The sequence below is a fragment of the Plantactinospora mayteni genome, from assembly GCF_016862935.1.
GTDB classification, from domain to species: Bacteria; Actinomycetota; Actinomycetes; order Mycobacteriales; family Micromonosporaceae; genus Plantactinospora; species Plantactinospora mayteni.
The window spans coordinates 182,919-197,281 of sequence record NZ_BONX01000003.1 but is presented as its reverse complement, the minus strand read 5'-3'; the positions used below and the strand labels follow the sequence as shown (position 1 = coordinate 197,281).

The window sequence follows — 14,363 nt, the reverse complement described above, 5'->3', positions numbered from 1 at the left end:
GGAGACCACCGTGACCGCCCTGTCCGTTCCGGTCCGCCAGCGTGCCGCGGACGTGCTCGCCGCCTTCGGGGGCGCCCCGGCCGTGCCCCGGGCGTTGCGCAACCTGCCCTGGCCGGTCATCAGCGACGCCGACCGGGCCGCCGTCACCGCCGTGCTGGACGACCATCTGGTGTCCAACGCGGATGGCGAGACCGCGGTCAGCCGGCTGGAGAACCGCTGGGCCGAGCTCTGCGGCACGCCCGCCTGTGTCGCCGTGTCGAACGGCACCACGGCGCTGTCCCTCGCCCTGGCCGCGCTTGGCATCGGGCCGGGCGACGAGGTGGTGGTGCCGGCGCTCAGCTTCGTCGCGTCCGCCCTCGCACCGCTGCACCAGCTCGCGGTGCCGGTCTTCGCCGACATCGACCCGGCCAGCTTCACCCTGGACCCGGACTCCGTCTCGGCGGCGATCACCCCGCGGACCGCCGCGATTCTGCCGGTCCACCTGCACGGCCAGCCGGCCGACATGGACCGGCTGGGCGCGCTGGCCGCCCGGCACGGCCTCGCCGTGGTGGAGGACGCCGCGCAGGCCCACGCCGCCACCTGGCGCGGCCGGCCGGTCGGGCAGCTGGGCGACGCGGGCTCGTTCAGCCTGCAGGCGACAAAGAACCTGCCCACCTGCGGCGAGGGTGGCCTGGTCACCTTTACCGACGCCGCGGTGGGCGCGCGGGCCCGCACCGTTCGGCAGTTCGGCGAGGTGATCGAGCCCGGCCGCGACCGGGACTACCTGTCCCACCGGCTCGGCTGGAACCACAAGATGAGCTCCGTCCAGGCCGCGTTCACGCTGTCCCAGCTCGATCGGTTCCCGGCGTACGAGGCGGCCCGGCAGCGCCACGTGGCAGCCTTCCTCGACCGGTTGCGGTCGCTGCCCGGGCTGATACCGCCGAGCGTCGTGCCCGGCAGCACCCACGCCTGGCACATCCTGCGGTTCCGGCTCGACCCGGACGCCGCCGGCCTGCCCGGCGTCACACCCGGTGCCCTGCGCCGGACCGTACACCGCCTGCTGCACGCCGAGGGAGTCCCCATGTCGCGATACCAGATCCGGCCGCTCCCCGAGCAGCCCGTCTTCACCGACCGCGTCGGCTTCGGCGGTGGCGTGCCCTGGTCGTACGCCGTGCCTGCGCCGGCACTGCCCACCCCGGTCACCAGCGCGGTGATCGACGACTCGCTGACCCTGCAGAAGCGGCACCTGCACCCGGACGCCGGACCGGCGCTGGAGCGGTACGCGGACGCGTTCGAGAAGGTCTGGGCGAACCTGTCGACCGTGGCGAGCATGGCGAGGGCACGATGACCGTCCTCGCCGTACCAGCCACCGGCCGCACCACCGCGACCGAGGCCGAGGCAGCCGCCGCCCGGATCCGGCACCACGTCGTCGACATGTGCGCCGGTGGCGAGGGCGGCCATCTCGGCGGCTCGATGTCCTGTGTGGACATCTTGAGCGTGCTGTACTTCGACGTCCTGCGGGTCGACCCGGATCAGCCGCACGACCCCGGGCGCGACATCTTCATGTTGAGCAAGGGGCACGCGGCCATCGCCCTGTACGCCACCCTGGCCGAGCGCGGTTTCCTGGACCCCGCGGAGCTGGCCGGGTACGGCCGGCGGGGCAGTCGCCTGCTCGGCCATCCGACCCGGGCGGTCCCCGGCGTGGAGCTGCCGACCGGATCCCTGGGCCATGGGCTCGCCCTCGGCCTGGGCCTGGCCCTGTCCGCGCGGCTGCGCGAGGCGGGCCGCCGGTTCGGGCCGCGGCGGCGCACCTACGTCCTGCTCGGCGACGGCGAGCTGCAGGAGGGCTCGTGCTGGGAGTCGGTGATGGCGGCTGCCTCGACCCGGGCGGACCACCTGGTCGCGGTGGTCGACCGCAATGGCCTGCAACTCGGGTCGCCGACCGAGCGGATCTGCCCGATGGAGCCGCTGGGCGAGCGCTTCCGCAGCTTCGGCTGGGACGTCCGGGAGGTGGACGGGCACGACCACGACGAGCTGCGCGCGGTGCTGGGCACCGCGCCGTGGACCGCGGGCCAGCCCGGCGTGGTTATCGCCCGGACGGTGAAGGGCAACGGCGTACCGGCCGCGGAGAACCGGATCGGCGCTCACTACACCACCCTGTCGGCCCGGGTCGCCGCCCGCGCCCATCGGGACCTCAGCCTCCGGAAGGCGTCGTGACCGCCCCGGTCGCGGCGCCGGTCGCCACCCGGCACGCGTACCGCGACTGGCTGATCGCCCGGATGCGGAACGACCCCCGGGTGATCTGCCTGGACTCCGACACCGGCCTGTTCACCGGCGCCGACTTCGGTACCGCCGCAGACCGTTACCTGGACCTGGGCATCGCCGAGCAGAACCTGTTCGGGGTGGCGGCCGGACTGGCCCATGACGGGTGGCTGCCGTACGTGAACACGATGGCCGCGTTCGCCGCGAGCCGCGCCGCCGAGGCGGTGAAGATCGACATCGCGTACAACCGCCTCCCGGTCCGGATCGCCGCGACCCACGGCGGCCTGGCTGCCGGGCATCTCGGACCGACCCACCACGCGCTGGAGGACCTGGCCGTCATGCGCGCGATGCCGTCGATGACGGTTCTGGTCCCCGGCGACGCGGCCGACGCCGTCGCCCTGCTCGACCAGGCGCACGATTACGACGGTCCGGTCTACCTACGGCTCGGCCGCAAGCCGACTCCGGACCTCCCGCCGGCGCCACCACCCCGGATCGGCGTACCGCAGGTGCGGCGCGACGGGACCGAGGTGTGCCTGCTGGCCTGCGGCCCGCTGCCGACGCTGCGGGTGCTGGCCGCGGCCGAGGCACTGGCGGCGACCGAAGGGGTGAACGCGCGCGTGGTCCAGGTGCACACGCTGAAACCGCTGGACGACGCGGCGATCGCGGGCGTCGTCCGGGGATGCACGGCGGTCGTGACCGTCGAGGAGCACTGGCGCGAGGGCGGCCTCGGCTCGGCGGTGGCTGAGCTCCTGGCCTCCCAGCCGGGCCCTCGGCTGGTCCGGATGGGCGTCGGCGACATGTACGTGTCGGCGGTCGGCAGCCAGGAGGAGCTGCTCGACGCGCTCGGCATCACGGCGGCCGGGATCGCCCGCGCCGCCCGCTCGGCGCTGCGGCCCGGGCTCGACTCCCCACTGTTCGCGACGTTCTGACCACTGACTCCCCACTGTTCGCGAAGTTCTGACCGTTGAGGAGGACCGAAGTGACGACCACCTGCCCCGAATGCTTCGAGACCGTGACCGCGCCGGCCGAGCCGGTGCTGCATGAGATCCTCGAGTGCGCCGAGTGTCGCGGCGAGCTCGAGGTGGTCAGCACCGCACCGCTGCTGGTGGCCCTCGCGCCCGAGGTCGCCGAGGACTGGGGAGAGTGAGCGCCCGCGCTGGCCGCGACCCGGTGCTGGTGCTGGCCTCCCGGGTCGGGCCGGACGAGAAGTGCCTGCTGACCGCCCTGCGGCGGGGCGGGCACGCGGCGGAGGTGCTGGACATCAACGCGCTGCACCGCGCGGCGTCCGACCCGGCCGGCCCGGGCGGGCTCGTGCTCAACCGGGAGATCGGCCAGGTCCGGGCCCGCTACGCGGCCACCATGCTGGAGGCGGCCGGGATGACCGTGGTCAACTCGGCCGCCGCCGTGCAGACCTGTGGCGACAAGTGGCTGACCAGCCTGGCGCTGGCCCGGGCGGGTCTGCCGGCGCCGCGCACCGTGCTGGCCGCCTCGCCGGCCGCGGCCGGCGAGGCAGCCGCGGAGCTGGGCTTCCCGGTGGTCCTCAAGCCGCTCATCGGATCCTGGGGACGGCTCGTCACCCGGGTCCGCGACGCCGAGGAGGCGGCCACCGTACTGGAGCACGTCGCGGCCCAGCCATCGCCACAGGCCCAGGTCGTCTATCTCCAGGAGTACGTCGACAAGCCCGGTCACGACCTGCGCGCGCTGGTGGTCCGGGGCGAGGTGGTCGCGGCGATGCGCCGGTACGCCGACGACTGGCGTACCAACGTCTCCCGTGGCGGTCGTACCGAGCCGTGCGTGCTCGACCCGGACACCGAGAAGCTGGCCGTTCGGGCCGCCGAGGCCACCGGCGCCGACATCGCCGGGGTCGATCTGGCCGAGAACCGGGCCGGCGCGGTGCTGGTGCTCGAGGTCAACCACCGGGTCGAGTTCGCCGGGCTGCAGCGGGCGCACGACGGGCTCGACATCGCCGCGACCATCGTGGACCGGATCGTCGGGGGTGCGTCGTGACCACGACCGCGGCGGTGATCGGCGGCTCCGGGTACATCGGTGGCGAACTGGTCCGGCTGCTGCTCGGCCACCCGGAGATCGACCTCACCACCGTGACGTCGGCGCGGCTGGCCGGGCGGCCGGTTGACACGGCCCATCCCAATCTGCGCGGCCGCACCCGGCTGACGTTCACCGATCCGGCGGCGCTGAGCGGTGCGGACGTACTCTTCGTGGCCGCGCCGCACACCGAGACGATGGCTCTGGTGCCCCGCCTGCTGGACCGGGGCAAGGTACTGCTCGACCTCTCCGGCGACTTCCGGCTGCGCGACCCGCTGGTGTACCGGGAGCACTACGGCGTCGAGCACGCCGCGCCGGACCTGCTGGAGTCGTTCACGCCCGGGATCCCCGAGTTGTATCGCGACCGGCTCACCGGCGCTGACCGGATCAGCGTGCCCGGCTGCATGGCCACCGCGGCGATCCTCGCCGTGCATCCGCTGGCCGCCGACGGGCTGATCGACGGCGAGGTCGCGGTGGACGCCCGGACCGGCTCCAGCGGGTCCGGCGCCCGCGGCGGGCCGGGCGACGCGCACGCCGAGCGCAGTGGCGCGATGCGCGTGTTCGCGCCGCTGCGGCACCGGCACCAGGCCGAGATCACGCAGGCCACTGGACATCCGTGCCGGATGACCGCGACCGGCGTCGAGGCGGTACGCGGGGTCCAGGTACTGTGCCGGGCCCGGCTGCGCGACGGTGCCGGGCCACGGGAGGTGCGTGACGCGTACCGGCGGGCGTACGCGGCCGAGCCGTTCGTCCGGATCGTGGCGCAGCGCCGAGGCACGTTCCGGCTGCCCGACCCGAAGATCCTGGCCGGTTCGAACTTCTGCGACGTCGGCCCGGTGGTGGACCGCGGCGACGGGTGGGTCACCGCCGTCGGCGCCCTGGACAACCTGGTCAAGGGCGGTGCCGGCAATGCGGTGCAGTGCCTGAACATCCGGATGGGCTGGCCGGAGGAGTTCGGCCTCGGCTTCACCGGGCTGCATCCGGTCTAGGAGGCGGGTATGGACGTCGTGGTGGTCAAGTGCGGCGGCAACGCCGCGGTGGACGCGGCCGCGGTGTGCGCCGACGTCGCCGCCCTGCACCTCGCGGGCACCCCGGTGGTGCTGGTGCACGGCGGGTCGGCGGAGATCGACCGGCTCGCCGGCCGGTTGGGCGTGCCGCGCCGGGAACTGGTCTCGCCGGACGGCGTGACCACCCGCTACACCGACGCGGCGACGCTGGAGGTCGTCCAGCTCGCCCTGGCCGGAATCGTGAAGCCGCGGCTGGTCGCCGGCCTGGCCCGGCACGGGGTGCCGGCGGCCGGGCTGACCGGCCTGGACGCCGGTCTGCTGCGGGCCCGGCGCAAACGTGCGGTCCGGGCGGTGTCCGGCGGGCGCCGGGTGGTGGTCCACGATCAGCACGCCGGTCGCCTCGACCGCGCCGATCCGGCCGTCCTGCTCGCGATGCTGGGTGCCGGTGTGGTGCCGGTGGTGTCCCCGCCGGCCGCGGACGAGGACGGCGCGCCGGTCAATGTGGACGCCGACCGCGCGGCGGCGGCGATCGCGGCGACTCTCCGGGCCTGCGCGCTGGTGCTGCTCACCGGCGCGCCCGGCGTGCAGACCGACCCGGACGACCCGGGCTCGGTGCTCCCCGCGGTGACCGTCGGAGACACCCTGCCGGCGTACGCGGCCGGCGGCATGGCCCTGAAGCTGGTCGCCGCGCGCGAGGCGCTGGCCGGCGGAGTGCCGCGGGTGGTGGTCGCGGCCGGATCCGGTCCCGAGCCGGTACGCGCGGCGCTGGCCGGCGGCGGCACCCTGGTCGGTGCCCGGTGATCTCCCCCGTCGACCTGCTGACCGACCTGGTGGCGATTCCCTCACCGTCGTACGCCGAGCACGAGGTCGCTGCCTGTCTGGTCGGCCACCTGCACCGGCTGGGGTTCGCCGCGCACCTGGACGCGGCCGGCAACGCGGTCGGCGTCCTGGACCGGGGTCCCGGGCCGTCCGTGCTGCTGCTCGGGCACATCGACACGGTGCCCGGCGGGCCGCCCCTGCGGGTCACCGCCGACGCGGTGCACGGCCGGGGCGCGGTGGACGCCAAGGGGCCGATGGCGGCGCTCACCTGCGGGGCGGCGCGGGCCACCGGCTTCCGGGGGCGGCTGATCGTGGTCGGTGCGGTGGAGGAGGAGACGCCGGGCTCCCGTGGCGCGATGGCGGTCCGGGACAACCTGCCCCGCCCGGACGCCGTGATCGTGGGCGAGCCGAGCGGGTGGTCCGATGTGGTGCTGGGGTACAAGGGCAAGCTCGACCTGCGGGTCCGCGCCGACTGCCCGGGGGCACACCCGAGCGCCCCGTACCCGCGGGCGGTGGAACTGGCCGCCCGGGCCTGGGCGGTGTTGCTGGAGGAGATCGGCGCCGACCCGGCCGACCCGGCGTCGGCGCACCGGAACTTCGCCGACCCGGCGGCGACGCTGACCCTGCTGCGCGGCGACCCGGAGCACGCCGAGGCCGAGATGAGCGTCCGGACCCCGCCGGGATTCGACGTGGGCGCCTGCGTCGCCGCCGTGCGTGCCCGGGTCCCGGCGGCCACCGTGACGGTGCTGAACTCGGTACGCGCCTGCCGGGTGCGGCGTGGAGACCCGGTGGTGCGCGCGCTCAGCGGTGCCATCCGGGCCGAGGGCGGGGAGCCGGGCGCCAAGGTGAAGACCGCCACCTCGGACATGAACACCCTGAGCGAGGTCTGGTCGGTGCCGATGGCCACGTACGGCCCGGGGGACAGCCGGCTCGACCACTCCGACGACGAGCACATCCGCATCGACGACTTCCTGCGCGGCGTCGCCGTCGTCGAGCGCGCCCTCACCTCGCTCTCGCTCTGAGACGTCCCGGCATGACGGGCGGCGGACCCCGATCCGGGATCCGCCGCGCGTCGCCGTCCGGCGCTCACTCGGCGAGCATCGCCTCGACCTCGTCGTCGGAGAGGCCCGCCAGTCCGGCGAGGATGGCATCCAGGTCGCTGCCCGGTCCGGCGGTCGCGGCCGTTTCGACCGTACCGGTGAGCCAGGCCAGCGTCGGCGCGCGGAGGAAGTCGCTCAGCGGGATCTCGGTGCCGAACTCCTCGCGTACCCGGGACAGCAGCCGGATCGCCTGGATGCTGTCCCCGCCCAGCTCGAAGAAGTCGTCGTCCGGGCCGGCGGCGACGGGCCCGAGCACCGGCAGCAGGCAGGTGTCGCGCAACCGCCGCTGGGTCGGGGTCAGCTCGGCCACACCGTCGTCGCCACTGGCCGGCCGGATCCGGCGCAACGCGGCCAGGTCGGTCTTGCCGTTCACCGTCAGCGGGATCGCGTCCACCTCGATGAGCAGGGCCGGAACCATGTGCCGGGGGACCAGCTCGGCCGCCCGGGCGCGGATCGCGGCCAGGTCGGCCGGCGCGGTGATCGGCACGATGTAGGCGACGAGTTGGCCGCCGTCCCCGGTGGTGGCCACGGCCTGCCGTACCCCGTCGGCGCGGACCAGGGCCGACTCGACGTCGCCCAGCTCCACCCGGTGCCCGTGGACCTGCACCTGCCGGTCGTTGCGGCCGAGGAAGACCAGGTCGCCGTCGGCGGTCCACCGGCACAGGTCACCGGTGCGGTACAGCCGGTCGCCCGGGTGGCGGGCCCAGGGGTCCGGGACGAACCGGTCGGCAGTAAGGCCGGGTCGGTTGGCGTACCCGCGGGCCAGGCCGGGACCGCCGATGCAGAGTTCGCCCGGTTCACCCACCGGCACCGGGCGCAGCCGTTCGTCGAGGGCGTACGCGACGTGGTTGTCCATCGCCCGCCCGATCGGCGGCGACGTGGTCCACTCGCCGGTGCACTCCTTGGCCACCACGGTCACCGTGCACTCGGTCGGGCCGTACCCGTTGAGGAATCGGCAGTGCCGCGCCCACCGGGTGGTCAGCTCGCCGGTGAACGCCTCGCCGCCGACGAAGGCCACCCGCAGGTCCGGGAACCCGGCCGGGTCGAGCAGGTTCAGGATGGCCGGTGGCAGGTCCACGACGGTGATCCGTTCCCGGCGCAGCGCGGCAGACAGGGCGGTCACCGACAGCCGCTCGTCGTCGCCGGGGAGGTACAGCGCGGCGCCGGTCAGCAGGGCGGCGAAGATCTCGAACACCGACACGTCGAAGCCCAGCGACGCGTACTGGATGATCCGGTCCTCGGGCGTGAGCCCGAACATCCGCTGGACGGTCTCGATGAAGTGCACCGCGCCGGCGTGCTCGAGCTGCACCGCCTTGGGCACGCCGGTGCTGCCGGAGGTGTAGATGGCGTATGCCAGCCGGTGCGGGTGCCCGGGCGAGGCGGCGAGCGGGGGCGCGGCGGGCCACGGCCGGTCCAGCCGGAACACGGGCGGACCGTCGGGTGGCAGCACCGGTTCGGTGCCGGCGTCGGTCAGGACAAGAACCGGATCGGCGTCGCGCAGCACCGCGGCGATGCGCTCGGCCGGATTGCCCGGGTCGATCGGCACCCAGTACCCGCCGGCCCGCAGCACGGCCAGGATTCCGATGACCGCCCGTGCGTCGCCGCGTCCGGTGAGGACCGCGACCGGGCGCTCCGCGTCCACGCCGCGGGCACGCAGGGCGGCGGCCAGCTGCTCGACCTCGGTGGCCAGCTCGGCGTACGTCCGGCGGCCGGCGCCGTCGACGACCGCGACCCGGCCGGGTTGGCGGACGGCCGTCTCGGCGAACACCTCGCTGATGGTGCGGGGCGTGCGCGGGATCTCCTCGGGCGCCCACTCGCGCATCAGGGTCTCGATGTCGTCCGGTGGCGGCGCCGGCGGCCCGGTGGCCGCCCGCAGTCCGGTGAGGAAGCTCGTCCGCCGGTCGGCCGGGATGCGGCTGAGCCGGCGGAGCAGCTCGCTGTCAACAGTCACCGCTCCTCCTCAGGAAATTGGGTTTACGGGAGTGACAGGGCGAACTTTACTGGAGTAATCTCCGATTCACTAGAGAAAGGAGGCGGCCGTGGACTTCGGATTCGACCCGCACCAGAGCCGGCTGCGCGCCCGGATTCGCGCCGTACTGGCGACGCCCGGTGTCCGCCGCGCCATCGACGACCTCGCGGCGGGCACCGGCGAACCCGACGAACGCCCGCTCTACCGGGCGATCGGCGCCGCCGGCGTCCTCGCCCCCGACTGGCCGGCCGAGTTCGGCGGCCTCGGCGGCGGTCCGATGAGCCTTGCGGTGGTCGCCGAGGAGCTGTCCCGTGCCGGTGTTCCGGACACCCTGCACATCAACACCGTCCAGATCGTCGGGTCGGTGCTGCGCGCCATCGGTGCGGCGGACCAGCAACGACGTTGGCTGCCCCGGTTCGCGGCCGGGGAGCGGTTCGCCTGCGTGCTCTACACCGAGCCGGAGGCCGGGTCCGACCTGGCCGCGCTGACCACCCGGGCCGAGCCGGCGCCGGGCGGGTACCTGGTGAGCGGCACGAAGATCTACAGCCTCAAGGCCGCCCTCTGCGACGTGGCGCTCGCCGCGGTGCGCACCGGCGACCCCGGATCCCGCTATGACGGCATCACCCTCGTCCTGATCGACCTGCACGCGCCCGGCGTCCGCGTGGCGCGGATGCCCAGCCTCGCCGATGAGCATTTCCACCGGGTCGAACTGGACGCGGTGTTCGTCCCGGAGTCCGATGTGCTCGGTGAACCCGGCGCCGGCTGGGCCGCGCTCACCACGGCGCTGGCGATGGAACGCACCGGGCTCGACTACGCGCTCAAGGCGGCCCGCTGGTACGACACCGCCCGCGCCGCACTAACCCCCGGCGACGCCGCCGACAGCCTGGCCGACCTGGGCCGGCACGGCGCCCGCGCCGACGCCGCCCGGCTGCTCGCCTGGGCCGCGCTGGCCCGCCTGGAGGAGGACCGCTTCGACCCGGTGTTCGCGGCAATGGCCAAGCTGCACACCAGCGAGTCCGCCGCTGCGGTGGCCGAGTGGGGCGCCGCACTGCACGGCGCGGCCGCCGCCCCGGCCACCGGCCGCGCCCGCTGCCTCGAATCGGCCTGGCGGGAGGCGCCCGGCCTGACCATCTCGGCCGGCGTCTCCGAGGTGATGCTCGAACTGATCGCCGGGTCCCTGTCCGGGAGCGCGCGATGAGGCCACTGCCCGACGCCCTGCACGACGAGCTGCGTGCGGCGCTGCGCCGGGCGCTGCACGACGTACCGCCGCGCGGCGACGTGCACGACCTGCTCGGCCGGCTCGGTCTGCACGGCCTGGAGATCGCGCCGGCCGCCGGTGGGCTCGGACTCGGGCTGAGCTACGGCGTCGTGGTGGCCGAGGAACTCGGACGGGCAGCGGCGTGCGACACGTACCGGTCCGGGTGCCTGGCCGCGGAGACCGGCCCGACCGCCGCGGCCGATGTCGCCGCGGGCGCGCGCCCACCGGCCGTGGCGCCGCCCCCGGCCGGCGACGCGCTGGTCCGCGCGCGGATCCGTCAGGCCGGCTACCTCGTCGGTCTGGCAGCCGGCGCGCACGAACTGGCGGTCCGGCGCAGCGGTGAGCGACGCCAGTTCGGCCGACCGATCGCCGCCTTCCAGGCCACCGGCTTCACCCTCGCCGCCGACCTGGTCCAAATCGAGGAGGCCCGGTTGCTCACCGCGTACGCCGCCTGGCTGGCCGACCGGGACACCGCCGGCATCCCGGAAGCCGCGGCCGACGAGCCGCGCGGCTGGCCGCCGGCCGACGGCGAACCGGAACTGGCCGCGATCCAGGCCCTCGCCGCCGCCGCCGAGGCAGCCACCGGCGTCACCCGGCGGGCGCTGCACCTGCACGGCACGTACGGGCTCACCGGCGATGCCGCGATCCAGCACTACTACCGGCTGGCCGGGACGGAGGCGACCAGCCTGGGCCGACCGGCCGCGCTGTGGCGGGCCGCCGGACACCGGCGCCTGACGGCGGGCCCCGACACCGAACACACGACCGCGGTCCTTGCCGCCGCGGGGAAGGACGAGCGATGAACCCCTGGTTCCGGATCCACCAGCGAGACCCCGAGGCGCCGATGCGGCTGTACTGCCTGCCGTACGCCGGTGGCAGCGCCTCCCTCTACCGTGGCTGGGGTGCCGGCCTGACCGGTGTCGCCGAGGTTGTCGCGGTGCAGTTGCCGGGACGGGAGAACCGGATCGGCGAACCGTCGGTGGCCGCCATGCCCGTCCTGGTCGATCGGCTCACCCGCGCCATGCTGGCCGAGCCGGCTCGGCCGTACGCGCTGTTCGGCTACAGCATGGGCGCGCGGGTGGCCCACCACGCCGCGCATGTCCTCTCCGCAGCGGGCCGGCCGCCGGAACGGCTGTTCGTCGCCGCCTCGCCCGGCCCGGCCGCGCCACCCGGCCCGGCCGCGCACCACCTGAGCGAACCCGATCTGGTCGCGCACCTGCGCCGGCTCGGCGGTACCCCGGACGAGGTGCTGGACAGCGCCGAACTGCGCCGGCTGGTGCTGCCTGCGGTCCGTGCCGACCTGGCCGTGGTGGAAACCGCGGCCCAGCCGGCCGGCCCGCCGCTGTCCTGCCCGGTGCACGCCTTCGCCGGGCGCACCGACCCGGAGGCGTCACCGGACCGGATGGCCGCCTGGGGCGTGGAGACGTGTGGCGACTTCGTCCTCGACACCTTCGACGCCGGTCACTTCTTCATCCACGCCGACCCGGCCGGGCTGCTCGCGCGGGTCCGGGCCAATCTCGTCCCGGTCGCGGCGCGCCCGGTGGCCGCGCCGGCAGCCGTCGCCGCCTAGGAGGCCGTCATGGGCACCGACGATCCCATCGTCATTCCGCACCCGCCGCGCTGGCCGGTCTACGACCGCGCGGCGGCCGACCGGGCCGCCGAGCTGATCCGGCGCGGCCGCTCCTTCGACTACGACCACGGGCCGGAGATCGCCGGCCTGGAGGCGGCGTTCTCCCGACGGCACGACGGGCGGCACGCGCTCACCCTGAACTCCGGTACCAGTGCCCTGCTGGCCGCGTACTTCGCGCTCGCGCTCGGGCCCGGCGACGAGGTGATCGTGCCGACGTTCACCTTCCTCGCCACCGCCTCGCCGCTGTTCCTGCTCGGCACCGTGCCGGTACTCGCGGACAGCGAGGGCCCGGACGGCACGGTGAGCGCGGCGAGCATCGAGCGGGCGGTAACGCCGCGGACCCGGGCGGTGGCGGTGACCCACCTGTTCGGGCACCCGGCGCCGATGGACGAGATCACCGCCCTGTGCCGGCGGCGCGGGCTCGCCCTCGTCGAGGACTGCTCGCACGCGCACGGGTCCACGTACCGGGGCCGGCCCGTCGGCACCTTCGGCGACCTCGCCGTCTTCAGCATCGGCGGGCTCAAACTCGTCTCCGGCGGGATGGGCGGGGTGCTGCTCGCCCGCGACTCCCGGCACTACGACCTGGCCTGCCTGCTGACCGCCTTCAAGCAGCGCAGCGAACGCACCGTGCACGATCCGCGGCTGCGCCGGCTGGCCGACGTCGGGCTCGGCGGCAACCTGCGGATCAGCCCGCCCGCGGCGGTGCTGGCGCAGAGCCACCTGGACCGGATCGAGGAACTGGTCGCCGCGAAACGCGCCAACGTGTACCGCTTGCTGGAGCCGCTGGTCGCGCACCCCGGGCTGACCGGTCCGGTGATCGCCCCGCACGTGACGATGGGCGGCTGGTACGACGTCGTCGTCACCGTCGACCCCGAGCGGGCCGGGTTCAGCCGGGACGACCTCGTGGCGGCGCTGCGCCAGCAGGGTGTCAAGGCCGACGTGCCGGCCACCCGGCCGCTGCACCTGAGCAGCATCTTCACCGGCGCCGAGCCCGGGCACCGGCGCCCGTACCCGCCCGACGTGCTGGCCCGGCACTTCCGGCACCGTCGCGGTGACCTGCCGGTCGCCGAGGCGCTGCACGACGGCTGGGTCAGCCTGCCCGGGCCGTACTTCAACGACACCGCCGGAGCGCTGGTCGAGCCGTACCGGGCCGCGTTCCGGGCTGCCCTCGACCGGCTGGGGTCGGCCGGCCCGCCGGTCTCGGCCGCTGCCACAGCGGTCGTACCGGGGACCCGTGCGGCCGTGGGAGGAGTCCGATGATCCGTTCCACCGAACCGGCCGCGCACCTGGTCATGCCGGCGAGCGTCGGCATCTGGTTTCCGCATTTCCTCGGCTCCAACGGCACGGACCGCACCCTGGTGCTCGGCGAGGCGCCCGCCGTCGACGTCGGCGTGGTCCGCGACGCCCTGTCCCGGATCGGCTCCCGCCGGGTGGTGCTGCACTCCGGCCACGACACCCTCTACCGGGACCGGACCCTGGCGCAGGCACTCGCCGGATCCGGGTTCCGGCCGATCGCGCAGTCCGGCCGGGCCACCCGGATCGGGCTGGACAAGCGGCTGATGAAGGAGTTCTTCGACGCCCGCGGCTGCCCGGGCCTGCCCTGGACGACCGGCGACCGGCTGCCCGGAGTCGCCGGGGACCCGCTCGTCGTCATCAAGGACCGGCATGGCACGCAGAGCCGCGGGACCGTGCTGGCCCGGCTCAGCGACCGCGCTCCGGCCCCGGACGAGATCGCCGAGCTGTACGCCGACGGCGTCGAGTACTCGATGGTCGTCTTCCGGGACGGCGAGCGGGTGGTGACCCTGCCGCCGATCTGGAAGGGGCCGACCTCGACCGAGCTGGTGCCGCCCTGGCGCCGGTTGCGGCTGTGCCCGTACGAGCCGATCGATCCGGCCCTGGAACGCCGGCTGCGCGACGATGCGCGGGCGCTCGCCGTCTCCGCCGATGCGGTCGGCCTGATCGAGATCGAGTACCTGGTCACCGCCGACGGTGTGGCCCGGGTCCTGGAGATCAACCCGCGCGTCTCCGGCACCATGCGGCTGGCCGCGATGGCCACCGGGCTACCGATCTTCGCGCTCTACGACGACCACACGGTCAGCGGTGACGTCGCCGCCACCGGCCATGCCGCCGAGCTGCCGTACCGGGGCGCCCCGGTCTGCGACCCGGCGGGCGGCGTCTTCGCCACCTCACGGCTCACCGTCGTCGCCGACGACCCCGGCCGTGCCCTCGACAAGCTGCGCCGCTGTGCCGGCGCGCCTGCCGTTGCCGCCGCGGCAGCGGCCTGATCAGTTCGCCAGGA

The 14,363-nt window shown here is 74.9% G+C and carries 14 protein-coding genes; 13 read left to right on the top strand and 1 reads right to left on the bottom strand.

What is annotated here, in order from left to right; translation table 11 throughout:
* Window positions 1-10 precede the first annotated feature (10 nt).
* Genes Pma05_RS02920 through Pma05_RS02885 form a run of 8 tightly spaced genes read left to right on the top strand, consistent with a single transcriptional unit; the run spans window position 11 to window position 7,132 of the window.
* Window positions 11-1,327, top strand: coding sequence for a DegT/DnrJ/EryC1/StrS family aminotransferase (locus tag Pma05_RS02920; protein ID WP_203855677.1), 1,317 nt, complete (start codon window positions 11-13; stop codon window positions 1,325-1,327).
* Complete coding sequence (locus tag Pma05_RS02915; protein WP_203855676.1) at window positions 1,324-2,196, top strand: transketolase; 873 nt, start codon at window positions 1,324-1,326, stop codon at window positions 2,194-2,196. Before Pma05_RS02920 ends, Pma05_RS02915 begins: the two co-directional genes overlap by 4 nt.
* Complete coding sequence (locus Pma05_RS02910) at window positions 2,193-3,170, top strand: transketolase family protein (RefSeq protein ID WP_239311567.1); 978 nt, start codon at window positions 2,193-2,195, stop codon at window positions 3,168-3,170. The genes Pma05_RS02915 and Pma05_RS02910 overlap by 4 nt, the downstream gene beginning before the upstream one ends.
* Window positions 3,171-3,220: 50 nt before the next feature.
* The gene (locus tag Pma05_RS02905) at window positions 3,221-3,388 is read left to right on the top strand and encodes a lysine biosynthesis protein LysW (RefSeq protein ID WP_203855675.1); all 168 of its coding nucleotides are present in this window, start codon (window positions 3,221-3,223) and stop codon (window positions 3,386-3,388) included.
* A complete protein-coding gene (locus tag Pma05_RS02900) occupies window positions 3,385-4,248 on the top strand; it encodes a RimK family alpha-L-glutamate ligase (RefSeq protein WP_203855674.1) in 864 nt (287 codons plus the stop codon). The genes Pma05_RS02905 and Pma05_RS02900 overlap by 4 nt, the downstream gene beginning before the upstream one ends.
* Window positions 4,245-5,273, top strand: a complete 1,029-nt coding sequence (gene argC, locus Pma05_RS02895) for an N-acetyl-gamma-glutamyl-phosphate reductase (protein WP_203855673.1) — start codon at window positions 4,245-4,247, stop codon at window positions 5,271-5,273. Before Pma05_RS02900 ends, argC begins: the two co-directional genes overlap by 4 nt.
* 9 nt (window positions 5,274-5,282) lie before the next feature.
* Window positions 5,283-6,092, top strand: a complete 810-nt coding sequence (locus Pma05_RS02890; RefSeq protein ID WP_203855672.1) for a [LysW]-aminoadipate kinase — start codon at window positions 5,283-5,285, stop codon at window positions 6,090-6,092.
* Window positions 6,089-7,132 (top strand): M20/M25/M40 family metallo-hydrolase, encoded by a 1,044-nt coding sequence (locus Pma05_RS02885; RefSeq protein WP_203855671.1) that lies wholly within the window; start codon window positions 6,089-6,091, stop codon window positions 7,130-7,132. Before Pma05_RS02890 ends, Pma05_RS02885 begins: the two co-directional genes overlap by 4 nt.
* Before the next feature lie 64 nt (window positions 7,133-7,196).
* Here the strand turns inward: Pma05_RS02885 and Pma05_RS02880 are convergent, their stop codons facing one another.
* The gene (locus Pma05_RS02880; RefSeq protein WP_203855670.1) at window positions 7,197-9,161 is read right to left on the bottom strand and encodes a non-ribosomal peptide synthetase; all 1,965 of its coding nucleotides are present in this window, start codon (window positions 9,159-9,161) and stop codon (window positions 7,197-7,199) included.
* An 88-nt stretch (window positions 9,162-9,249) separates the two neighbouring features.
* On the opposite strand from Pma05_RS02880, the gene Pma05_RS02875 reads away from it, so the two are divergent.
* From Pma05_RS02875 to Pma05_RS02855, 5 genes are read left to right on the top strand one after another with little or no spacing between them, the layout of a single operon-like run.
* Window positions 9,250-10,377, top strand: a complete 1,128-nt coding sequence (locus Pma05_RS02875; RefSeq protein WP_203855669.1) for an acyl-CoA dehydrogenase family protein — start codon at window positions 9,250-9,252, stop codon at window positions 10,375-10,377.
* Window positions 10,374-11,237, top strand: coding sequence for an acyl-CoA dehydrogenase family protein (locus Pma05_RS02870; RefSeq protein ID WP_203855668.1), 864 nt, complete (start codon window positions 10,374-10,376; stop codon window positions 11,235-11,237). The genes Pma05_RS02875 and Pma05_RS02870 overlap by 4 nt, the downstream gene beginning before the upstream one ends.
* Complete coding sequence (locus Pma05_RS02865) at window positions 11,234-12,004, top strand: thioesterase II family protein (protein ID WP_203855667.1); 771 nt, start codon at window positions 11,234-11,236, stop codon at window positions 12,002-12,004. Before Pma05_RS02870 ends, Pma05_RS02865 begins: the two co-directional genes overlap by 4 nt.
* A 9-nt stretch (window positions 12,005-12,013) precedes the next feature.
* Window positions 12,014-13,324: a DegT/DnrJ/EryC1/StrS family aminotransferase gene (locus tag Pma05_RS02860; RefSeq protein ID WP_203855666.1), complete on the top strand. Its 1,311-nt coding sequence runs from the start codon at window positions 12,014-12,016 to the stop codon at window positions 13,322-13,324.
* Window positions 13,321-14,349 (top strand): ATP-binding protein, encoded by a 1,029-nt coding sequence (locus Pma05_RS02855; RefSeq protein ID WP_203855665.1) that lies wholly within the window; start codon window positions 13,321-13,323, stop codon window positions 14,347-14,349. Before Pma05_RS02860 ends, Pma05_RS02855 begins: the two co-directional genes overlap by 4 nt.
* Window positions 14,350-14,363: the final 14 nt, after the last annotated feature.